The organism is Lysobacter sp. ESA13C (assembly GCF_019970005.1).
Classification (GTDB): Bacteria; Pseudomonadota; Gammaproteobacteria; order Xanthomonadales; family Xanthomonadaceae; genus Lysobacter; species Lysobacter antibioticus_B.
Genome location: NZ_JAHXYK010000010.1, coordinates 1 through 21,650 on the forward strand (window position 1 = coordinate 1; position 21,650 = coordinate 21,650).

At 67.8% G+C, this 21,650-nt stretch carries 18 protein-coding genes; 3 read left to right on the plus strand and 15 right to left on the minus strand.

Going from position 1 to position 21,650, the window contains the following annotated elements; all coding sequences use genetic code 11:
* Positions 1-183: 183 nt before the first annotated feature.
* Positions 184-1,311 carry an inorganic phosphate transporter gene (locus LC490_RS18365; RefSeq protein ID WP_031372954.1) on the minus strand — a complete coding sequence of 376 codons (1,128 nt, stop codon included), beginning with the start codon at positions 1,309-1,311 and terminating at the stop codon, positions 184-186.
* A gap of 10 nt (positions 1,312-1,321) precedes the next feature.
* Positions 1,322-1,948, minus strand: a complete 627-nt coding sequence (locus tag LC490_RS18370; RefSeq protein ID WP_031372953.1) for a DUF47 family protein — start codon at positions 1,946-1,948, stop codon at positions 1,322-1,324.
* Positions 1,949-2,297: 349 nt separating this feature from the next.
* On the opposite strand from LC490_RS18370, the gene LC490_RS18375 reads away from it, so the two are divergent.
* Both LC490_RS18375 and LC490_RS18380 read left to right on the plus strand, forming a co-directional pair.
* A complete protein-coding gene (locus LC490_RS18375) occupies positions 2,298-3,638 on the plus strand; it encodes a hemolysin family protein (RefSeq protein ID WP_051885177.1) in 1,341 nt (446 codons plus the stop codon).
* Positions 3,622-4,317 carry an exopolysaccharide biosynthesis protein gene (locus LC490_RS18380; protein ID WP_031372951.1) on the plus strand — a complete coding sequence of 232 codons (696 nt, stop codon included), beginning with the start codon at positions 3,622-3,624 and terminating at the stop codon, positions 4,315-4,317. Before LC490_RS18375 ends, LC490_RS18380 begins: the two co-directional genes overlap by 17 nt.
* Positions 4,318-4,477: 160 nt before the next feature.
* Here LC490_RS18380 and LC490_RS18385 read toward each other — a convergent pair whose 3' ends face one another.
* The 3 genes from LC490_RS18385 to LC490_RS18395 all read right to left on the minus strand — a co-directional run bounded on the left by LC490_RS18385 (position 4,478) and on the right by LC490_RS18395 (position 8,594).
* Entirely contained in the window at positions 4,478-6,613 is a 2,136-nt protein-coding gene (locus tag LC490_RS18385; protein WP_223621136.1) for an EAL domain-containing protein, read from the minus strand.
* Positions 6,610-7,503 carry a phosphate/phosphite/phosphonate ABC transporter substrate-binding protein gene (locus tag LC490_RS18390; protein WP_223621137.1) on the minus strand — a complete coding sequence of 298 codons (894 nt, stop codon included), beginning with the start codon at positions 7,501-7,503 and terminating at the stop codon, positions 6,610-6,612. Before LC490_RS18390 ends, LC490_RS18385 begins: the two co-directional genes overlap by 4 nt.
* 212 nt (positions 7,504-7,715) lie before the next feature.
* Positions 7,716-8,594 carry an RNA methyltransferase gene (locus tag LC490_RS18395; protein ID WP_081931073.1) on the minus strand — a complete coding sequence of 293 codons (879 nt, stop codon included), beginning with the start codon at positions 8,592-8,594 and terminating at the stop codon, positions 7,716-7,718.
* Positions 8,595-8,689: 95 nt separating this feature from the next.
* On the opposite strand from LC490_RS18395, the gene LC490_RS18400 reads away from it, so the two are divergent.
* A complete protein-coding gene (locus tag LC490_RS18400) occupies positions 8,690-9,508 on the plus strand; it encodes an inositol monophosphatase family protein (protein ID WP_031372947.1) in 819 nt (272 codons plus the stop codon).
* An 833-nt stretch (positions 9,509-10,341) separates the two neighbouring features.
* On the opposite strand, the gene LC490_RS18405 is transcribed toward LC490_RS18400, so the two are convergent.
* From LC490_RS18405 to LC490_RS18450, 10 genes are all read right to left on the minus strand, one after another.
* Entirely contained in the window at positions 10,342-11,199 is an 858-nt protein-coding gene (locus tag LC490_RS18405; RefSeq protein ID WP_223621138.1) for a class I SAM-dependent methyltransferase, read from the minus strand.
* A 163-nt stretch (positions 11,200-11,362) separates the two neighbouring features.
* Positions 11,363-12,328, minus strand: a complete 966-nt coding sequence (gene secF, locus LC490_RS18410) for a protein translocase subunit SecF (RefSeq protein WP_031372945.1) — start codon at positions 12,326-12,328, stop codon at positions 11,363-11,365.
* Positions 12,329-12,343: 15 nt separating this feature from the next.
* Positions 12,344-14,206: a protein translocase subunit SecD gene (gene secD, locus LC490_RS18415; protein ID WP_223621139.1), complete on the minus strand. Its 1,863-nt coding sequence runs from the start codon at positions 14,204-14,206 to the stop codon at positions 12,344-12,346.
* A 63-nt stretch (positions 14,207-14,269) separates the two neighbouring features.
* Positions 14,270-14,620 (minus strand): preprotein translocase subunit YajC, encoded by a 351-nt coding sequence (yajC, locus tag LC490_RS18420; protein ID WP_031372943.1) that lies wholly within the window; start codon positions 14,618-14,620, stop codon positions 14,270-14,272.
* 267 nt (positions 14,621-14,887) lie between these two features.
* A complete protein-coding gene (tgt, locus tag LC490_RS18425; protein WP_223621140.1) occupies positions 14,888-15,994 on the minus strand; it encodes a tRNA guanosine(34) transglycosylase Tgt in 1,107 nt (368 codons plus the stop codon).
* Positions 15,995-16,143: 149 nt separating this feature from the next.
* The gene (gene queA, locus LC490_RS18430) at positions 16,144-17,202 is read right to left on the minus strand and encodes a tRNA preQ1(34) S-adenosylmethionine ribosyltransferase-isomerase QueA (RefSeq protein ID WP_031372941.1); all 1,059 of its coding nucleotides are present in this window, start codon (positions 17,200-17,202) and stop codon (positions 16,144-16,146) included.
* A gap of 299 nt (positions 17,203-17,501) precedes the next feature.
* Positions 17,502-18,104 (minus strand): response regulator transcription factor, encoded by a 603-nt coding sequence (locus LC490_RS18435; RefSeq protein ID WP_031372940.1) that lies wholly within the window; start codon positions 18,102-18,104, stop codon positions 17,502-17,504.
* A complete protein-coding gene (locus tag LC490_RS18440; RefSeq protein WP_081931068.1) occupies positions 18,101-19,288 on the minus strand; it encodes a sensor histidine kinase in 1,188 nt (395 codons plus the stop codon). Before LC490_RS18440 ends, LC490_RS18435 begins: the two co-directional genes overlap by 4 nt.
* Before the next feature lie 80 nt (positions 19,289-19,368).
* Positions 19,369-21,204, minus strand: coding sequence for a CIA30 family protein (locus LC490_RS18445; protein ID WP_223621141.1), 1,836 nt, complete (start codon positions 21,202-21,204; stop codon positions 19,369-19,371).
* A complete protein-coding gene (locus LC490_RS18450) occupies positions 21,201-21,431 on the minus strand; it encodes a hypothetical protein (RefSeq protein ID WP_223621142.1) in 231 nt (76 codons plus the stop codon). Before LC490_RS18450 ends, LC490_RS18445 begins: the two co-directional genes overlap by 4 nt.
* Positions 21,432-21,650 lie beyond the last annotated feature (219 nt).

A 21,650-nucleotide genomic window follows, 5' to 3' on the forward strand; every position in this document is an offset into this window, starting at 1 on the left:
CACCGCTCCTACCCAGAAGCCGCGCTGCAAAGGGTAGGAGCGGCGCGAGCCGCGACCGCGCCGCCGCACCAACGACGCCACTCGCATAGCATTCGCAATAAACAAACCCCGCAACAAAAAGGCCCGCATCGCTGCGGGCCTTTCGTTATGCACTGACCTGCCGCATCGCGCGACCAACGCGACTCAAATCCAACCGAAGAACCGCATCGCCTCGAACAGCGCGTAGGCGATGCCGCCGGCGGCCGGAATGGTCAGGATCCAGGCCCAGATCATCTTCTCGACCACGGTCCACTTGATCGAGTTGAAACGCTTGGCCGTGCCCACGCCCATGATCGCGGCGGAGATGTTGTGGGTGGTCGACACCGGGATGCCCAGCGAGGACGCGAACATGATCACCGACGCGGCGCTGGTCTCGGCGGCGAAGCCGTGGATCGGGTGCAGCTTGACCAACTTGTGGCCGAGGGTCTTGATGATGCGCCAGCCGCCGGCGGCGGTACCGGCGGCCATCACCACCGCGCAGGTCAGCTTGATCCAGGTGTCGATGTCGTTATGGGCGATCGCATTCGGCGAGGGATGCAGGAAGGCCAGCCATGCCGGCAGATTGTCGAGCGTACCGGCCTGCTGCGCGCTCATCAGCGCCAGGGCGATGATGCCCATGGTCTTCTGCGCATCGTTCATGCCGTGGGCGAAGCCCATGCCGGCGGCGCTGACCAACTGCGCCTTGCCGAAGAAACTGTTGACCCAGCGCGGCCGCGCGATCCGCGCCAGCACGCCGCCGCTGCGCGCCATGAACGAGATGATCGCGAACAGCACGCCCATCACCAGGAAGCCGGCGGTGAAGCCCAGCACCGGCGAGGTGAACATCGGCACGATCACCTTCCACAGCACGCCGGCGCTTTTCCAGATCGGTTCGGCCGGGTGCGACCAGACCACCGCGTGCCAGTTGTTCGAGGCCGCCGCGATGGCCGCGCCGCACAACCCGCCGATCAGCGCGTGCGAGGACGAGGACGGCAGGCCCAGCCACCAGGTGATCAGGTTCCAGATGATGCCGCCGAGCAGCGCGCACAGGATCAGCTGCGAGCCGACCTCGACCACGCCGGCGTCGATCAGGCCCGAGGCGATGGTCTTGGCGACCGCGGTGCCCCACAGGGCGCCGATCAGATTGGTCGACGCGGCCAGGATCACCGCCTGCATCGGCGACAGCACCTTGGTCGCGACCACGGTGGCGATGGAATTGGCGGTGTCGTGAAAGCCGTTGACGTACTCGAAGATCAGAGCCGCGACTATCACCACCAGGACGAGCGTCAGCATCGCGCGCGCCTCAGGAGTTTTTCAGGACGATCTGGTAGGCGACCACGCCGGCCTCGCGGCAGCGGTCGATCGCCTTTTCCAGGATCTCGAAGAACTCCTTGAGCAGGAACATCTGCAGGTTGTCGAGCTGGCCGGAATAAATGTCGCGGTACAGCTCGAGCATCAGCCGGTCGGCCTCGTTCTCGAGCGCACGCAGCTGGTCGTTGAGGGCCTTCATCGGCTCCAGCTTGAGCTGGCGCAGCTGGTGGACCATCTTCACCACCACCCCGGCGGCCTGTTCGAGCATCGCCGCGCGCGGCGCGAAGTCGATGTGCTCCAGATGGCGGGTCGCCAGCGAATAGCGGTCGGCGAACTTCTCGACCTGCTTGGGGATCTTGTAAAGCGCCGAGCTCAGCGATTCGATGTCCTCGCGCTCGATCGGGGTGATGAAGCTGTCGACCAGCTCCTGGCTGATCTTGTCAGAGGTCTCGCGCTCGCGCTGGCGGGCCAGCTTGAACGCGTCCAGCGCCGGCTGGCGGTCGGACTCCTTGAGCATGGCGTGCAGGGCCTTGGTGCTGTCGTGGGCGGCGACGGCGGCCTCCTCCAGCAGGGTATAGAACTGGTTGCCTTGGCCGAAAATGGTCTGCAGGGAAAACATGCTGGGGTGCCTCTGGGCTGGGCCGATACGTGCCGGCCGCGCCGGGCCGAAGGGTTTGCGGGCGCGATTATGACGGTTTGACGCCGCCGCGCCCACCTTGACGGCCGCCCGGGGCGCCCCCAAGACCTGGAAACGCGCACCGACCCTGCCGTCCCGCCCGCCCGGCCTTTCACGAGGGGCGGTCGTGAAGGCCTGCTAAGATCGGCCCCCGGTTCCTTACAGTACGCTCCCCCCAAACCTCTTCCATGGACGACGACCCAAAACCGCCGCCCGGCCGCGCCTCGACGGCCCCCTCCCATCGCGCAGCGCGCTCCTTCCGTGAACCCACCGGCCACAGGAGGCATTGCCGATGCTGGAACTACTGATCGTCATGGCCCTGATCGTCCTCAACGCCTTCTTCGCGATGTCGGAGATGGCGCTGATGACCTCGCGCAAGCTGCGCCTGAAGCAGATGGCCGAGGACCCGGCGCACCCCAGCCGCGGCGCCCGCGTCGCCCTGCAGCTGGCCGAACGCCCCGACCACCTGCTCTCGACCGTGCAGGTCGGCATCACTGCGATCGGCGTGCTCACCGGCACCTTCGGCGGCGAGTCGATCGGCCTGGCCATCGCCGGCTGGCTCAGCGGCGTGCTGCCGGGCGCGGCCGAGTACGCGCGCAGCATCGGCATCGGCACCGCGGTCACCCTGATCACCGCTTCCAGCGTGATCTTCGGCGAACTGATCCCCAAGCGGCTGGCCCTGACCAATCCGGAAAAGATCGCCAGTTCGGTGGCGATCGTCCTGGCCGGACTGGCCCGTTTCGCCAAACCGGTGGTCGGCGCGCTCGGCGCGATCAACCGCCTGGTGCTGCGCCTGCTCGGGATCAAGGACGACGCCCGCAGCGAAATCAGCGAAGAAGAGATCCGCCTGTTGGTCAGCGAAAGCCACGAGCAGGGCGTGATCGACGCCGACGAGCGCAAGATGATGAATCGCGTGCTCAGCCTCGGCGATCGCACCGCCGAAAGCCTGATGACGCCGCGCACCCGCATCGCCTGGCTCGATGCCGGCGCGAGCATCGAGGACAACCTGGCGGCCATGCGCGAATCGCCGTTCTCGCGTTTCCCGGTCTACCGCGGCAGCGACCAGGACGTGCTCGGCGTGCTCGAAGCCAAGACCCTGCTGCGCAATCTCGGCGTCGGCAATCTGCCGGACCTGTTCGGCCAGCTGACCGAAGCCTTGTTCGTGTCCGAGTCGACCCACGCTCTCAAGCTGCTGGAGATCTTCCGCGAGGAGCAGCAGTCGCTGGCCCTGGTGGTCGACGAATACGGCGACGTCACCGGCCTGGTCACGGTCAACGACCTGATGGGCGCGGTGATCGGCCGCATCCAGACCGCCGAGTCCGACGACCAGCCCGGCCCGGTGGTGCAACGCGAGGACGGCTCCTACCTGATCGACGGCGCCCTGCCGGTGGAAGAGCTGCGCGAGGTGATCGGCGGCGGGCGCCTGCCCGACGAGGACGAGCACGATTTCCACACCGCCGCCGGCATGGTGATCGCCCACTTCGGCCGCATCCCGCACGTCGGCGAGCACTTCAGCTGGCTGGGTTGGCGGGTCGAGGTGATCGACCTCGACGGGCCGCGCATCGACAAACTGCTGTTGCACCGCCATCTGCCGAAACCGCCGGAGTCCAGCGACGATGACAGCAGCGGCTGACAACGGCCCCGACGGCGAAGACGACCAGCCGTCGCGGGACCGGCGACACGGTCACAAGCCGCACGAGGCCGGCACGCGCGCGCTGCTCGATGCCATCGTCGCCGGCGATCCGGAGGAAGTGGTCAAGTTCGGCGACGTGATCGCCGGGCTCGGCAACCGTTCCTTCGGCATGCTGCTGTTCGTGTCCACCCTGCCCGCCTTCATCCCGATCCCGGGCGTCGGCGGCGCGATCAGCGGGCCGTTGGTGGTGCTGGTCGGGCTGCAGTTGCTGATCGGCCTGCGCAAGCCGTGGCTGCCGGGCTTCATCGCCCGCCGCGGCCCGCACCGCAAGGCGATGGGCAAGTTCCGCAATCTGCTGGCGCCGTGGCTGAGCCGCCTGGAGCGGATCGTCAGCCCGCGCGCGCCGGCCATGCTCGATCATCGCGCCGCCAACGCCTTCACCGGCTTGCTGCTGGTGCTGCTCGGCATCCTGCTGTCGCTGCCGATCCCGCTGACCAACTTCCTGTTCGGCGCCCTGCTGCTGTTGTTCGCGTTCGCGCTGCTCGAACGCGACGGCAAGCTCATGGGCGTGGCCTGGGTCGCCGGCTCGATCGCGGTGGCGGTGTTCGGCATTTTGTCCGGCAGCCTGGCCCAGGCCCTGGCCGAGTGGATCGCCCTGGCGCAAGACAAGATCGGCTGAAGAGCAGCTTGCGTCGAAGCGCCGCGATGGGCGTCGGGCGGCGTAGCGCAGGTCATCGATAAGGCCGCGACGCCGAGGTCGCGGCTTGCGTCGCCCCTGCCCCGGGTTGCCTGGCTTTGGAGGACGGCAGCCATGACCGACGTTCGCCGGTCGCGCCGCCTCAGCTCATCAACAGCGCCAGGAATTCCTCGGTATTGACCGGGTGACCGAGCCAATAGCCCTGGGCGAGATCGCAGCCGCGCTCGCGCAACACCGCGTACTGGCCCTCCTTCTCCACGCCCTCGGCGACCACGGTGATGCCTAACGAATGCGCCATGGCGATGATCGCCGTGGTCAGCGCCAGGTCGTCCGGGTCGCGCAACACGTCGGCGATGAAACTGCGGTCGATCTTGACCCCGTCGACCGGCACCCGGCGCAGATGGCTCAGGCCGGAGAAGCCGGTGCCGAAATCGTCGAGCCAGACCTTGACCCCGCTGGCGCGCAGGCGCGCCAGCAGGCTGCTGGCATGGATCTCGTCGCCGATCACCGCCGTCTCGGTGAGCTCCAGATGCAGATGCGCGGCCGGCAAACCGGTTTCCTGCAGGCAGGCCGCGACCACGTTCGGCAGGTCGCCGCTGCGCAACTGGCGCGGCGAGACATTGACCGACACGAACAGCGGCTCGGCGCCGGGCCGCGCGCGATGCCAGGCGATCGCATCTTCGCAGGCCGCACGCAGCACCTGCGGGCCGAGCGTTTCGATCAGCCCGCTCTGCTCGGCCACATCGATGAACACCGACGGCGCGATCAGGCCTTGCTCGGGATGCTTCCAACGCAGCAAGGCTTCGGCGCCGACCATGGCGCCGTCGGCAAGACGGAACACCGGTTGATAGACCAGGCTCAACTCGCCGCGATCCCAGGCGCCGCGCAGTTCGTGCTCCAGGTGCACGCGGCGCTCCACCGCCTGGTCCATCGCCCGGCTGTAGAAGCGGTAGCAGTTCTTGCCGGCGACCTTGGCCTGGTACATGGCGATGTCGCCGTTCTTCATCAGCGCGGTCGCACCGGACGCGTCTTCGGGATACAGGGTCACGCCGATCGAGGTGCCAAGGAACACTTGGCGGTCGTGGACCACGATCGGCTGGCCGAGTTCGCCGACCAGCACCTCGGCCAGATGGGTCGCGACGGTGCGCGCCTCGCCGTTGCGCTCGCGGCTGCCCTCGACCAGGATCACGAACTCGTCGCCGCCGAAGCGAGCCAGCAAGGCGCGTTCGCCGCCGATGCGCTGCACGGTTTCCTGGATGCGGTTGGCGAACTGCAGCAGCACCTCGTCGCCGGCGTCGTGGCCGAGGGTGTCGTTGACGCGCTTGAAGTCGTCGATGTCGGCGAACAACAAGCCCAGTTGCCCGCTGTCGCCGCGCAGGTGCAGCAGGCGCTGGTCCAGCACCTCGCGGAAGGCGAGTCGGTTGGCCAGGCCGGTCAGGGCGTCGGTATAGGCCATGCGGCGGATGTCGCGGTCGTGCCGGGCCAGGCTCTGGCTCATGCGGCCGAAGGCCTGCATCAGGTCGCCGACCTCGTCGTTGCTGTGGGCGGCCGGCGGCGCGCTGTCGAACTGGCCGTTCTCGATGGTGTGGGCGGCATCGGCGAGTTCGCGGATCGGGTTGACCAGCCAACGCTGGATCAGCCACAGCATCAGGCCGCCGAGCGCGAGCAGGCCGACGCTGAGCACGCCGACCCAGAACAACTGGCGGCGGCCGAGGTCTTCCAGGCGCTGGCGCACCTTGTCCAGGGCGGTGTCCTGGTAGGCGCGCATGGCCTTGAGGTCGTAGCCCACGCGCACCCCGCCGAGGCGTTGCTGGCCGACCTTGATCGGCGCGGACACGTCGAGCGTGGTCTCGCTCCACTGGGTGGACAAGGCCTGGGCGGTGATGATCTTGGCCGCCATCGCATCGTCCATGCGCTTGCCGTAGCTGGGGATCTCTTCGTTGCCGTCGTGGACGATGTTGCCTTCGTTGTCGTAGACGATGACGTAGCGCACGCCGGGATTCATCATCGCCGCGCGCCCGAGCTCGCCGATGGCGTCCAGGTCGAAGTAGTACAGCGGATTGGTCAGCGAGCCGGCGAGTTGGGTCACCTCGCCCTCGCCGTGCCGGCTCAGGCTTTCGGCGATGGTGTCGCGCATCGCCTCGCGGCTGATGCCGACGACTTCGCTCTGCATGCGCTCCTGGCGATTGAGCAGCATCAGGATCAGGGTCACCACGACCAGGAAGGCCACCGCCATGATGGCGAAGAACTTGACCTGCAAGCCGGCGCGCAGATTCATTCGACCTCCGCGCGCACGCGCGCGACACCGTCGGAAATATGTTCGAGCGCGCGCTGCGAGGCCGGGTCGATCGGCATGAAGCGGGTGGTCTTGAAGAAGCGCAGCAACGCCTCGCCGGCATCGGGATCGCCGGCGGCCTCCAGCAACACTTCGCGCAGGCGGGCGGCGACCTTTGGGTTCAAGTCGCCGCGCACCAGTTCGAGCGCGCGCGGGTAGTCCTCGCTGCGGCCGATCACGACCAGGTCGCGGCGGAAGGCATCGGGCACGCGGCGCGGGTTGTCCCAATCTAGGTTGCTCATCACCCCGGCATCGACCAGGCGCTTGTGCACCCAGGTCGAGATGTTGAGCTCGGACCGCGCGAACAGATAGCCGACCGCGCCGCGGTTGATGCGGTCGGTCGGCGACAGCAGGATCTCCAGCGACAGACCGCGTTCGAGCAGGGCCGCGGCCGGCACGAAATAGGCGCTGGTCGAGGACGGGCGCTGGAAGGCGACGTTGTGCCCGCTGAGGTCGTCGAGCGAGCGCAGGCCGCTGTCGCGGCGGGCGAAGAACACGCTGTGGTAGTGGCTGACGCCGTCGCGCTCGGTCAACAGCATCAGGCGCGCATCGGCGCGCTGGTGCAGCAGGACCGCGGTGCCGGCGGTCTCGGTGACCCAGTCGACCCGGCCGCGGCGCATGTAGCTGCCCATCTGCTGGGCGTCCTTGGCCATCAGGATGCGGCCCTCGCGGATGCCGACGTCGGCCATGCGCGGGATCACGTAGTCCAGCAAGGGCTTGAGTTGCTCGTAGTGGGCCTTGGGATCGTCGCTGATCCGGCCCAGGACCAGGACGTGGGCATCGGCCCCGTCCTTGTGCCCGTTTTCGGTCTCGTGGGCCGACGACACGGCCACGGGAGCCAACGCCCCGGCCAGGACGAGCCCGAACAGCAAACCGAGAAACCGCGTACTAGCGATCAACAGCCTTCACCTGGTCGGATTGCCAGCGCAGCGTAATCGAAACCCGGGGCCGACCGATACCTCGTCGCGCCGGCCGCCGATGGCCCCCTCGCCCGTGCTGCCGAATCGCTGTCACGGATGCCGCCACCGGCAGGCTCGACCCGGCTTCAGCGGCGCTGCCCGGCCAGCATGGCCATGCGCTCGACATCGGCCAGCACGCCGCGCAGCAGGCGCACTTCGCGCTCGTCCAGGTCGGCGCGCAGGAACAGCCGGCGCAGCTTGCGCATGGCCGATTCGGGCGCCCGGCCCTTGTGGAAATCGATCGCATCCAGAGCCTCGCCGAGCTGGCTGAAAAAGCCCTCCAGTTGCGCGTGCGAGGCCGGCGGGTCGCGCCGTTCCGCGCCGCCGCCGGCTTCGGCCGCGGCCAGGGCGGCCATGCGCAGTTCGTAGCTCAGCACCTGCACCGCGGCGCCGAGGTTCAAAGAGCTGTAGTCCGGGTTAGCGGGGATGTGCACGGCGGCATGGCAGAGCTGCAGCTCGTCGTTGTCCAGGCCGGTGCGCTCGCGGCCGAACACCACCGCGACTTCGCCGCCGCTGCGGGCCAGCGTGTCGACCCGCGCCGCGGCGTCGCGCGGCACCAGCTCTTCCAGGGCGATGCGGCGGCTGCGCGCGGTGCAGCCCAGGACCAGATGGCAGTCGGCCACGGCGGTGGCCAGGTCGGGCACGATCACCGCCGATTCGAGCAGGTCGTCGGCGCCGGCGGCCATCGCGTAGGCGTCGCGGTCCAGGCCCTTCTCGGGCGCGACCAGGATCAGCCGGCTCAGGCCCATGGTCTTCATCGCCCGGGCCGCCGAGCCGATATTGCCGGGGTGCTGGGTGCCGACCAGGACGATACGGGTATGGGCGGCGGCCGGGTCCGGCGCCGTGGCTGCGGGGCGGCCCTCGCAGGCCGGGTCCGGCTGCGGATGGCCGGGGGAGCCGGCCGGGGAATTGATCGGATCGGGCGCCTCGGGGGGCGCCGCTTCATTGCGGAGATCGGGGTTCATGCGCAGATGGTAAACTCCCCGCCCCGGCCAAAGCGCCGGCCCGCTCTTTACCCCCGTCAGTCCTGCCCCACCTCACACGCTCGAGGCCGTACGCCATGCAGAAACCCGCCGTCACCCTCATGGTCAAGGCCGCCCGCGCCGCCGGTAACGTGTTGCTCCGCCACATGCACCGGCTGGATGCGCTGAACATCGTCGAGAAGGACCGCATGGACTACGCGAGCGAGGTCGACAACCTCGCCGAAGCGGAAATCATCAAGGAATTCCGCCGCGCCACCCCCGACTACGCCATCCTCGGCGAGGAAAGCGGCCCGATCGGCCAGGCCCGCTTCACCTGGGTCATCGACCCGCTCGACGGCACCAGCAACTACCTGCACGGCATCCCGCATTTCTGCGTGTCGATCGCCCTGTGCGAAAACGGCGAACCGATCCACGGCGTGATCTTCGACCCGCTGCGCAACGATCTGTTCACCACCAGCCGCGGCAGCGGCACCCAGCTCAACGAAAAGCGCGTGCGCATCGCCGAGCGCAAGGACCTCAACGGCGCGATGCTGATCACCGGCTTCCCGCCGCGCGAACGCGCGCGCACCAGCGCCCACCTCAAGTGCCTGGACAATCTGCTCGTCGATGCCGAGGACGTGCGCCGCACCGGTTCGGCCGCGCTCGACCTGGCTTACGTCGCCTGCGGCCGCGCCGACGCCTACTTCGAAGCCGGCGTGAAGCCCTGGGACATCGCCGCGGGCGCCCTGATGGTGCGCGAAGCCGGCGGCAAGATCTCCGACTTCAAGGGCCGCTCGACCGGGCCGATGGACAACCGCGGCCTCGCCCCGCGCCAGATCATCGCCGGCAACCTGAAGATCGCCGACGCCCTGCAGCACCGCATCGTCAACACCGGCTACGCGGCCGCGTTCGACTGAGCCGCGCCTGCTCATCGCAACAAGAAAAACGCCGCGAGAGATCGCGGCGTTTTTCGTTGTCGGGCGGGCTCGCGGAGGGCGCGCGCCTGTCGAAGGCCAGCCCGTAAACTTACAAAGGCTCCGCCTGAATCAAAAGGCGATGCTCCCTCCCCGGTAGGAGCGACGCAAGTCGCGACCGCGCAGTTCGCGGTTGTTGCGACTCTTGCCGCAGAGCGACGAAGCAACATCAAGAACAAAGCTTCCGTCCGCTAAAGCGGCCGGGTTACTTTCTTTTGCTGGCCCAAAAGTCCGCCTGGATTCCCTTCGGTCAAAGCTAACCAAAGAGAGGCCTTTCTTGACGAAGCTCCCCTGCGAGTACGCAGCTGGCGCCGGGATTTTTCGATAGGACATCCTTGTCCGATCGAAAAACGGCGCACGTCCTGTGCGCCGCCCTCCGGGTCTGCGGTTGCATCGTGAGTTCGGAGCTGCGCCAAGCTCTCTACGGCTACCGCAACCGCAACGACTCCTCTTTCGGGTAGGAGCGGCGCAAGCCGCGACCGCGACTTTGCGATAACGACGCGCTGATCTGGAGGTGTTGCGGTCGCGGCTTGCGCCGCTCCTACAGCGGGGCTACGGCCGGATGCGCCACGAGACCGAAGCAGCGCGGTCGCGACTTGCGCCGCTCCTACCCTGCGACAGATCACCGCTTTCATCAACGACCTCGGCGGTGCAGTCTCTGCGCGTCCCGCGGTCGCGGCCAGCATGATCGGCCAACGCATTCGGCTAGACTCCATTCGCCGGAAAACAGGCTCACTTACGCCTGAGCCCGCACCCTCATCGATACAAACATCGGATCAAGGCGCGCGCGCCGTCACCACCCAGGTCGCGCCGCTGACCGCGATGCCCTGCCCGGTCGCGATGCCCGACAGCGCCTCGCGAATCGCCACCGTCGCCTTATCGCGCACCTCATCAGTCTGCGCCGCCAACAGACGCGCGATCGGACCGACCCGGAACACCTGCGACAGCGCGTCCTCGGTCATCGCCTCGCGGCTGTCCCCACGCCCGTAATAGAACGGCGCCTCGAACGGCTGCAGCTCGACGCCTTCGAAACCCGCCTCGCCAAGCACGCGCACGACCCGCTGCGGATCGCTGAACGCGAATGGCCCCGGTGCGTCGGTATCGACCGCGTCCTGCTCGACGATGCCGCGGATAGCATTCAAGGGCAACACATACCAATCGTTCTCCGCCGGCGCCTTCCAGCAGGCGAACGCGAGCCGGCCGCCCGGTTTGAGCGCCCTGCGCAACTCCGCGAACGCCGCCACCGGATCGTCGAAGAACATCACCCCGAAACGCGAATACAGCAGGTCGAAACTGTGCGGCGCGAATAGCGGCCGGCTGGCATCGGCGAGCCGGAACTCGACCGGCAGACTCAAGGCCTGGGCACGCTCCCGCGCCCGCCCAACCAAGGGCTCGGACACGTCCACCCCGACCACTCGCCCGCCCGACCCGACCGCGCGCGCGAGCTCGAACGAGGTCGCCCCAGCCCCGCAGCCGATGTCCAACACCGCCTCGCCGGCTTGCGGCGCCGCCGCGGCGAAAGCCGCCTGGCCATAAGCCGCGGTGCGCTCGTCGAGCCAATCGTTATAAGTCAGCCAGCGCGCGCCGACCGGACCGTTCCAGTCGTTGATTTGTTGTTGGTTGGTGGCGGTCAAAGTTCGCTCGGGATCGCTTTGCGGTGCGCTACAGGCTACGCCTTTGGGATTGCTCTTCTCAATGCTTCGACTGGTACGGCACAAAATCCGTACCGCGTTGCGCAGACAAACAAAAAGGCCGCGCAATGCGCGGCCTTTTCGTTCCAAACGGATTGTCGAACCGTTACGGACGGCGAGCCAGCGCCGCTTCGTCCTTGGCCTTCGGCAGCAAGTCCTGCTTGCTGACCTTGAGTATGCCCAGGGTCAACAGCGGGCAAGCGACGAAGATCGACGACAGGGTGCCGATGATGATGCCGAGCATCTGCGATTCGGCCATGCCGCGCAGCGAACCGCCGCCGTAGATGTACAGGGCGACCACGGTCAGGAAGGCGACGAACGAGGTGATGACGGTACGCGACAAAGTCTGGTTGATCGACTTGTTGAGGATCGTCTCCGGGTCGGCGCGCATCGAGCGGAAGTTCTCGCGGACGCGGTCGAACACGACGATGGTGTCGTTGATCGAGTAGCCCATCACCGACAGGATGCCGGCCAGCACGGTCAGGTCGAACTCGTGGCCGCTGATGGCGAACCAGCCGGCGACCACGATTACGTCGTGCAGGGTGGTGATGATCGCGGCGACCGCGAACTTCCATTCGAAGCGGAACGCGATGTAGATCAGGAAGCCGACGATCACGAAGATCAGCGCGTACAGGCCGTTGAGGGCCAGTTCCTTGCCGACCTGCGGGCCGACGAACTCGTTGCGCAGGATCTTGGCATTGTTGCCTTCGCCCGACACCGCCTTCATGACCGCGGCGGCGGCGTGCGCGGTGGCCGATGCGGAAGCGTCGCCTTCGCGCGGCTGCAGGCGGATCAGCAACTCGGTGCCCGAGCCGTAGGTCTGGACCTGGGCGCTGTCGTAACCGTCGACAGCCAGCTTCTCGCGCACCTGGTCCAGCGGTATCGCCTTGTCCAGGTGCACCTCGACCAGGTTGCCGCCGGTGAAGTCCAGGGCGAAGTTGAAGTTGCGGGTGAACATGGCGCCGATGGCGACGAACATGATCAGGGCGGCGACCGCGATCGACACCCAACGCAACTTCATGAAGTTGATGTTGGCGTCGTTGGGCAGCAGGGTCAGCGGGAAAATCTTCATGTCTGGGTTCTCCCGTCAGATCGCGATGGACTTGAGCTTGCGGCGCTTGCCGTAGATCAGCGTGGCGATGCCGCGCGACACGGTCACGGCGGTGAACACCGAGGTCAGGATGCCGACGATCATGGTGATCGCGAAGCCCTTGAGCGGGCCGGTACCGAACATCAACAGCGCCAGGCCCGCCAGCAACGCGGTCATGTTGGAGTCGAAGATCGTGCCCGAGGCCTTGTCGTAACCGGTGGCGATCGCCGTTTGCGGCGGCATGCCCGCCCGCAGCTCTTCTCGGATTCGTTCGTTGATGAGCACGTTGGCGTCGACCGACATGCCGACCGACAGCGCCAGGCCGGCGAAGCCCGGCAGGCTCATGGTCGCGCCGACGATCGGCAGCGACATCACCGCGACCACCATCAGCAGGTTGAGCAGCAGGGCCAGGCAGGTGATCAAGCCGAACATGCGGTAATAGATCAGGAAGAAGCTCAGCGCGAAGATGAAGGAGAACATCACCGCGGTGGTGCCGCGCTTGACGTTCTCGGCGCCGAGGCTCGGGCCGACCACGCGCTCTTCGACGAAGGTCATCGGCGCGGCCAGGGCGCCGGACTTGAGGTCGCGGGCCAGGCTGTTGGCTTCTTCGCGGCTCAGGCCGGTGGTCTGGAAGTCCTTGCCGAACACGCCCTGGATGGTCGAGGAGCTGATCACGCGCTCTTCCGAACGGGTGGCGCGCACTTCCTTGCCGTCGACGATCTGGGTGATCGGGATCTGTTCGACGTAAACGATGCCCAGACGCTTGCCGACGTTTTCCAGGGTGTGGTTGAGCATGCGCTGGCCGCCGATGGCGTTCAGCGTGATGCTGACGCTCGGCTGGCCCTGCTGGTCGTTGCTCGGAATCGCGTTGACCAGTTGGTCGCCCGAAACCAGCAGACGCTTGGACAGCAGCAGCGGTTGCTTGGCTTCGTTGTAATAGATGCGTGCGTCCGGCGGCACGTTGCGGTCGCGCACGGCGGCCGCGGCGGTGGCTTCGTCGCCGACCACGGCGCGGAATTCGAGAGTCGCGGTGGCGCCGATGCGGCGCTTGGCTTCGGCGGTGTCCTGCAGGCCCGGCAGCTGGATCACGATGCGGTCGGTGCCCTGGCGCTGGATCACCGGCTCGGCAACGCCGAAGGCATTGATGCGGTTGCGCAGGGTGGTCAGGTTCTGCTCGATCGCGTCGAGCGAGATGCGCTGCAGCTCCGACTGCGGAATCTCCAGGGTCAGGGTCTGGCCGTCGAGGCTCTGGGTCAGGGTCGGGAAGGCGGTGCGCAACTGCTTCTGCGCCTTGTCGGCATTGGCGCCGGCGGCGAGCGTGGCGACGATGGCTTCGTTGCCGCGACGCACCACCGAGGTGTAGGAGACGCTGCTGTCGCGCAGGGTCGAACGCACGTCTTCGACGTAGGCCTCAAGCCGCTTGTTGAGCGCGGCGTCCTGGTCGACCTGCATGGTGAAGTGGACGCCGCCCTGCAAGTCCAGGCCGCGCGGCATCGGCTTGGCGCCGAACGCCTGCAGCCAGTCCGGCACGGTCGGGGCCAGGCTCAGGGCCACCACATATTCGCTGCCGAGCTGCGGACGCAGCAGGTCCGCGGCGCGGGTCTGCAGGTCGGTGTCGGTCAGGCGCACCATCAGGTTGCCCTGATTCTCGACCAGGATCGACTTCGAGGAAATCTGCGCCTTGGCGAGGATGCCTTCGACGCGCTTGGCCAAGGTCGCATCGACCTGGGTGCCGGTCGGCCGGGCCGCGGAGATCTGTACGGACGGATCCTGCGGATAAGCGTTCGGCAGCGCATAAATCACGCTGAAGATCAGTACGACCAGGATGGCGAAGTATTTCCAGCGCGCGAAGGTCAGCATCGAGAACCCCTGCGGCAGCCTCCCCGGCCGCCGCGTCTATGTAAATAAAGGCGTGGCGTCGGCTCAGGCCGACTTCAAGGTGCCCTTGGGCAACACGTTGGCGATCGCGCCCTTCTGCACGCGGATGCGCACGTTGGCGGCGATTTCGACGGTGATGAAGTTCTCGCCGATGTCGGTCACGGTGCCGGCGATGCCGCCGTTGGTCAGCACTTCGTCGCCCTTGGCCAGCTTCTCGAGCATGCCGCGGTGTTCCTTGGCGCGCTTCATCTGCGGACGGAAGATCAGGAAGTACATGACGCCGATCAGGATCAGCGGCAGGACGAAGCCGCCGGCGCTGCCGAGAAAGCCGCCCGGGGCGGGCGCGCCAGCGGGCTGGGCGTAAGCGGGGGCGATCAGGAGGTCGAGCAGATTCATCGGAATGTCCTGGAACGAAAAATAGCCGGGGATTATGCCACGGCTGGGTTGGAGTCAAGGCCGGGGCCCAAATGAGCCGCAGCGCACGCTTTATCGGCAGGTGACGGAACCTCCGGGGCCCTGCCCCGTCCGCTTCGCAGCCGGTCCCACCTGTTCACGCGCCGGGCGACCGGGTTGGAGCGGCGTGTCCAGACCTGGAAGGTCGGGCTTGGATGGCCCAGGCCAGGTCGGTCCAAGCCCCGAGGCGGCCGGCAGCCCGAAGCCGTCCTAGGCGCGTGCGGCGTAGAAAGACTCCCGGAAGGCGGTAAAGGTTCCCTGCTCGATCGCCTCGCGCATCTGCGCCATCAGGCGCTGGTAGTAGCGCAGGTTGTGCAAAGTGCCCAGCATCGGCCCGAGCATTTCGTTGCAGCGGTCCAGGTGGCGCAGGTAGGCGCGGCTGAAACCGTTGCTGCAGGCGTAGCAGTCGCAGCCCTCTTCGATCGGGCGCAGGTCGCGCTCGTACTTGGCGTTGCGCACGCGCACGGTGCCGCTCGGGGTGAAGTAATGGCCGTTGCGGGCGTTGCGGGTCGGCATCACGCAATCGAACATGTCGACGCCGCGCGCAACCGATTCGACCAGGTCCTCGGGGCGGCCGACGCCCATCAGATAGCGCGGACGGTCCTCGGGCAGCTGCGGGCAGGTGTGTTCGAGCATTTCGTTGCGCTCGGCCTCGGGTTCGCCGACGGCCAGACCGCCGATCGCATAGCCGTCGAAGCCCAGCCCCTTCAGGCCGGCCGCCGACTGGGTGCGCAGCTCGTGATGGACGCCGCCCTGGACGATGCCGAACAAGGCCGCATCGTTGCCTTCATGGGCTTTCTTCGAGCGCTCGGCCCAGCGCAGGCTCAACTCCATCGACTTGCGCGCCACCTCGACGGTGGCCGGATACGGCGTGCATTCGTCGAAGATCATGACGATGTCCGAATCCAGCACGCGCTGGATGTTCATGCTCTCTTCCGGGCCGAGGAAGACCTTGCTGCCATCGACCGGCGAGGCGAAGGTCACGCCCTGCTCGGTGATCTTGCGCCGGTGCGCGAGCGAGAACACCTGGAAGCCGCCGGAGTCGGTCAGGATCGGGCCGTTCCAGCGGGCGAAGCCGTGCAGGCCGCCATGATCGCCGATCACGTCCAGGCCGGGCCGCAGGTACAGATGGAAGGTGTTGCCGAGGATGATCTCGGCCCCGAGGTCGCGCACGTGCTCGGGCATGATGCCCTTGACCGAACCGTAGGTGCCCACCGGCATGAAGGCCGGCGTTTCCACCGTGCCGCGCGGGAACGTCAGGCGGCTTCGGCGCGCAGCGCCGTCTTGACCGAGCAATTGGAAGGACATGCGGCTCATGCGCGTATTCCTTTATCTAGTGGGACGCATGGGGCGATGCGTTGGGGGCTGAGTTGGGGCATTCGAGCTGGGGCTTTCGCTTTGCTCGGCGGTGCGCGGAGACCGGAAGGACGGCTGTGGGGTCTCGGCTTCGGGGTGAGGCGGCGGGGCTACGTCGCTGCGGTTGGCCACAGCAGCATGGCGTCCCCATAGGAGAAGAAGCGATAGCGCTCGCGGATCGCGTGCTCGTAAGCGGCGAACACCGCGTCCTTGCCGGCGAAAGCCGAGACCAGCATCAGCAAGGTGCTCTCCGGCAGATGGAAATTGGTGATCAGGCCGTCGACCGAGCGGATGCGGTAACCGGGCAGGATGAACAAGCGCGTTTCGCCGGCGAACGGCTGCAGCTCGCTTTCCTCGCCTGCGACGCCGCTGTGGTGGCGGATCGCGCTTTCCAGCGCGCGCACCACGGTCGTGCCGACCGCAATCACGCGGCCGCCGGCGGCGCGGGTGCGGCGGATCTGTTCGACCAGGCCGGCGCCGACGTTGAGCCACTCGCTGTGCATGACGTGCTGGTCGAGATTGTCGGCGCGCACCGGCTGGAAGGTGCCGGCGCCGACGTGCAGGGTGACGTGGCCGAACTCGATGCCACGCTCGCGCAGTTGCGCCAGCAAGGCGTCGTCGAAATGCAGGCCCGCGGTCGGCGCCGCGACCGCACCGACTTCGCGCGCGAACACGGTCTGGTAGCGCTCCTGGTCGTCGCTGCCGGGCTCGCGCTGGATGTACGGCGGCAACGGCAGGCGGCCGGCGTGCAGCAGCCATTGTTCGAGCGACTCGGGCACGTGGAAGCGCAGGCGATAGAACTCGCCTTCGCGGCCCAGCACCTCGGCTTCGCCGCCGGCGTCGAGGGCGATGCGCGCGCCTTCTTTCGGCGACTTGCTGACGCCGATCTGCGCGCGCGCCTCCATGCCGCCGAGCAGGCGCTCGATCAGGATCTCGACCCGGCCGCCGGTGCTCTTCTGGCCGAACAGACGCGCCGGGATCACCCGGGTGTCGTTGAACACCAGCAGGTCGCCGGGCTGCAGCAACTGCGGCAGCTCGCGGAACACGCGGTCCTCGCGCGGCGCCGGCGCCGGCGGCACCACCAGCAGGCGGCTGGCGGAACGCTCGGCCAAGGGCGCCTGGGCGATCAGCTCGGGCGGCAGTTCGTAGTGGAAGTCGTTCTTCTTCAAAGGGAACCGAAGTAATTGAGCGCGAAGCGCCGTAGCCACCGAAGCCGGCGAAAACCGGCTGGGCTGACGGACGGGACGAAACCGGGCGGCAAGGGGGCCAGGCAAGGTTTCGGAGAGCGCCCATTATCCCGGGTATGGGGCGGGATCGGCAAAAGCGGGCTTGGCGGGGTCTGGCGAGCGGGGGGAAATCCTCCCTACCCCCCTCTTCCAAAGGGGGGACAGCCTGGACTTCGGGCTGGGAATGGCCCCGGTTTCGGATCCGAGACGGCCGGAATCTATGACGAGTCGGCGCCGGGCGCTTACAACCAGCCGTTCTGCCGGGCGCGGCGATAGGCTTCGATGCGGTTGCTGCTGTCGAGCTTGCCGATCGCTTCGGACAGGTAATTGCGCACGGTGCCCTGGCTCAGGTGCAGGCGTTCGCCGATCTCGGCGGTCGACAGGCCTTCGCCGGCCAGGCGCAGGACCTGGCGCTCGCGCTCGGTCAGCGGGTCTTCGTCGCTCCAGGCCGCGACCGCGAGTTGCGGGTCGATCGCGCGGCCGCCGCGGTGCACCTGACGCAGGGCTTCGGCCAGTTGCCCGGCCGGGGCGTCCTTGAGCAGGTAGCCACGCACGCCGGCGTCCATCGCCCGGCGCAGGTAGCCGGCACGGCCGAAGGTGGTGACGATCACGACACGGGTCGACATGCCGGAATCGCGCACGCGCATGGCCAGGTCGATGCCGGTCATGCCCGGCATTTCGATGTCGGTCATGATCAGGTCGGGCTGGACGCGCTTGACCGCTTCCCAGGCCGCCGCGCCGTCGCCGGCTTCGGCGACCACCTCGATGTCGGGTTCCAGGTTCAATAGCGCCGCCAGCGCGCCGCGCACCAGGGCCTGATCTTCGGCGAGCAACAGACGGATCATGCGATACCTCGTTCGAGCAGGGCCGGCGTCGCCGCCGGCGCGGAGTTTGCCGCGGGCGCGGCCAGGCGTCGGGCGACGACCAACGCCTCGCGCGGCACCAGCAGGCTCAGGCGCGTGCCGGCGCCGTTCGGGCTTTCGATTTCGACGGTGCCGCCGACCGCGCGCAAGCGTTCGCGCATGCCGGTCAGGCCGTGGCCCTCGCTGGACACGCCGCCGCGGCCGTCGTCGGCGATCCGCAGCACGATGCCGCCGCGCGGGTCCTGGGTCAGTTCGACGTCGACCCGGCGCGCCCGCGCATGCCGCATCACGTTGGTCACCGATTCGCGCAAGGCCAGCGCCAGCGCAGCTTCGATGTTGAGCGGGATGTCGATGGTCGCCAGCTTGTGGTCGAGGCTGATCTCGCCGCTCAGCAGGGCCAGCCGCGCCGCCGCGAGTTCGGCCTGCAGGCCGTTGGCGCGGATGCCGGCGACGGCTTCGCGGACCTGGGTCAGGGCTTCGCGCGCGACCCGTTCGACTTCGTTGATCTGGGCGTGCGCAGCGGCGGTATCGTGTTCGAGCAGGCGCGCGGCGAGCTGCGATTTCAACACCACCACCGACAAAGTGTGGCCGAGCAAATCGTGCAGGTCGCGGCCGATGCGTTCGCGTTCGGCCAGGCTGGCCAGGCGCTTGACTTCGTCCTGGGTCAGGCGCAGCTCGGCATGGCGGCGTTCGCGGTTGCGCGCGGCGACCACGCCGGCGAACACGATCGCGCCGACCAGCAGATTGATCAGGAAGGTCGACAGCGGCATCGCTTCCTTCGGCACCAGCAGCATGAATTCGACGCCGAGCAGCGCGAACAGCACGGCGGCCAAGGCGATGCCGCGCCCCAACGGCAGCAGGCTGGCGATCATGCCGGAGGCGAAGATCAGGTAAGTGCCGCCCCCGCCGCCGAACGGGATCACCGCATAACCGATGCAGGCCACCGCGAGCAGCAACCACAGGCGCAGCTTGGAACCGCTGCGGTAGAAGGCCCAATACAGCGGCAGGAACAACAGCACCGAGGTCACCGCCGCGGTCACCACCCACCACGGCACCCGCGGCCAGAAGAACAGCGGGATGAACACGAAACTCAGATACAGCAACGAAGCCAGGTGCCAACCGAGCAGGTTGTCTTGGGCATCCATCGTGGGCGGCGGCAAGCGCATGGTCGAGCTCCTTCAGGTCGGCAAGACCTCGGTGGCGATGCGGTCCGGCGCCGGTCCGGACCGCATCGGCGTAGCGGACTTTAACGGAGTTCGACCGCTTCGATCTCGAACGCGAACGGGCCCGGCTCGCCGCCGGCGCCCAGCACGATGCCGCGCAGGTTGGCCAGGTCGACGCCCGCCATCGTCGTCAGCGGTACCCGCACCTCCTGCCACTGCGTACCGACCGCGAGCTGTTGGATGCCCGGCGGACGGAGCATGTCGGTGCCGGAGAACACCATCACCGTGAGTTTTCGGCCGTCGCCGCGCACGCGCAGGTTGAGCTCGCGGACCGCGCGCGCATCGACCGACGCCAACGGCGCCGGACCCGGCACGAACATCAGCCCGCCCCAGGGCTGGGCGATGCTGGCGACCACGTCGCCCCTGGCCGCGAGCGTGGACGCCTTGCCGCCGTCGGCGACCGCTTCCAGCCGCGACTTCGACTTGCCGCCGATATAACGATCGTCGGAGGCGACCCAGCTCGTGCTCGGCTTGTCGCCGTCGAACAAGGCGACCTTGCCCGGCTTGAGCGTCGGCAGCGCAGTATCGATCGCGCGGTCGACCGGATAGCCGTTCTTCCAGATCGAACGGATCGCACGGGTGGCGGTGATGTCGGTGGTCGGGTCGCCGTCGACGAGGATCAGGTCGGCGCGCAGGCCGCTGGCGATGCGGCCGCGGTCGTCGAGACCGAAGCTGCGCGCCGGCGCGGCGGTCGCCGCCGTCAAGGCCTGCACCGGGCTCAAGCCGGCCTGCACCAGCAGTTCGAGCTCGCCATGTTCGCTGGCGCCGTGAGTGGTGCCGGGATTGCCGCTGTCGGTGCCGGCGAGCAGAGTCACCCCGGCCTCGTGCAGGCGGCGCACGTTCTCCAAGGAGTTCTTGAACTTCGCCTCGGTCAAGAAACCACTGGGAAAGCTCGCCGCCAGTTGGTCTTTCTGCTGCGCCCGCAGGTACGGCGTCAGGCGCGCATCGCCGGCGACGCGTTTGCGTGCGGAGCCCTCGATACCGTAGACCGACGACATCACCGTCAGAGTGGGCACCACGAAGGCGTTGCGTTGCTTGATCGCGGCGACGAGCTTCGGATCGTCGATCAGGTCGCCGTTGATGTGGACCAGGCCGTCGGCGCCGGCATCGATCGCCAAGGCGGCATCGGATGCCTGCGACACGTGCACCACCGCCAAGCGTTTGCGCGCGTGCGCGGCCTTGATCGCGGCGCGCAACGAGGCCTCCGACAAGGTATTCATGCGCGCCTTGCCGCTGGGGTCGAGCAAGGGCTCCAGCACCAGCTTGATGTAATCCGAACCCTCGGCGATGCGCGCATCGACGAAGGCCTGCGCCTGCGCCGGATCGTCCAGCGTCGCGATCGGCATGCCGTATTGGGTGCCGTGTCCGCCCTTGGCGGTGACCAGGGTTCCGGCCGACCACAAATCGGCCTTACCGGTCTTGCCGCGGCTTTCGCGTTCGGCGCGCGCCGCCGCCAGGCCTCGGTGGTCGCTGAACATGTCCAACTCGGTGGTCACGCCGAAACGCAGTGCATCGCTGCGCGCTTCGCCCCAACTGTGGACGTGCGAATCGATCAGGCCGGGCAGCACAGTGGCGCCGTTGCCGTCGACCACCGGCACACCCGCCGGCACCGCCACGCCCGCGCCGACCTCGGCGATCAGGCCGTCGCGCACCAGCACCGTCGCCGAGGGCAGCACGCGCTCGCCGTCGAACACGCGAACCTGGCGGATCGCGAACGAGGCAGCCGGCAATGCCGCCTTCGTGGCGGTCGCGGCCGGCGCGTGCGCGCTATCGGCGGCGACCGCTGCGCCCGAGCCCAGCAAGGCGCCGAGCAACAGGCCGACGGCTTGGGTATGCGCGGACGGTTTTTCCATCTTCATGTTCTGCTCCATTCGGTGGCGATGGCCGCGGCGCGGTCATCGGAGGATGCGGCGGCGCCAGCGGCCAGGGCGGCCGGCGATCGCGACAAGGGCAAGCAACGCGGCCAAGGCCGGGCCCGCGCGCCGGCCAGCATCAGGCTGGCCTGGACGGCGGCCGGAACCGGGCTGCCCGCGGACCTCTTCACGGTCGCGGCGACGACACCGTGGAAGGGGTGGATCGCACTCATCGGCTGGCTCCACGGGCTTGCGGAAGGTGCGCTCACTGTCGTCCTCGGGCGCCCGCCGGGGCAGTGGGCGAGATCATTCATCGCCGGTGACAAGCGTCACGCCCGCCCGCCAGCCCGGCCGGGCGATGGGGGTTATCGGCAACGCCTGGACATGATAAACTCGCATAAATTATTGAATTGAAACGAAAAATCGTCGAGAAGCAGCGGCGCCACGCAAAA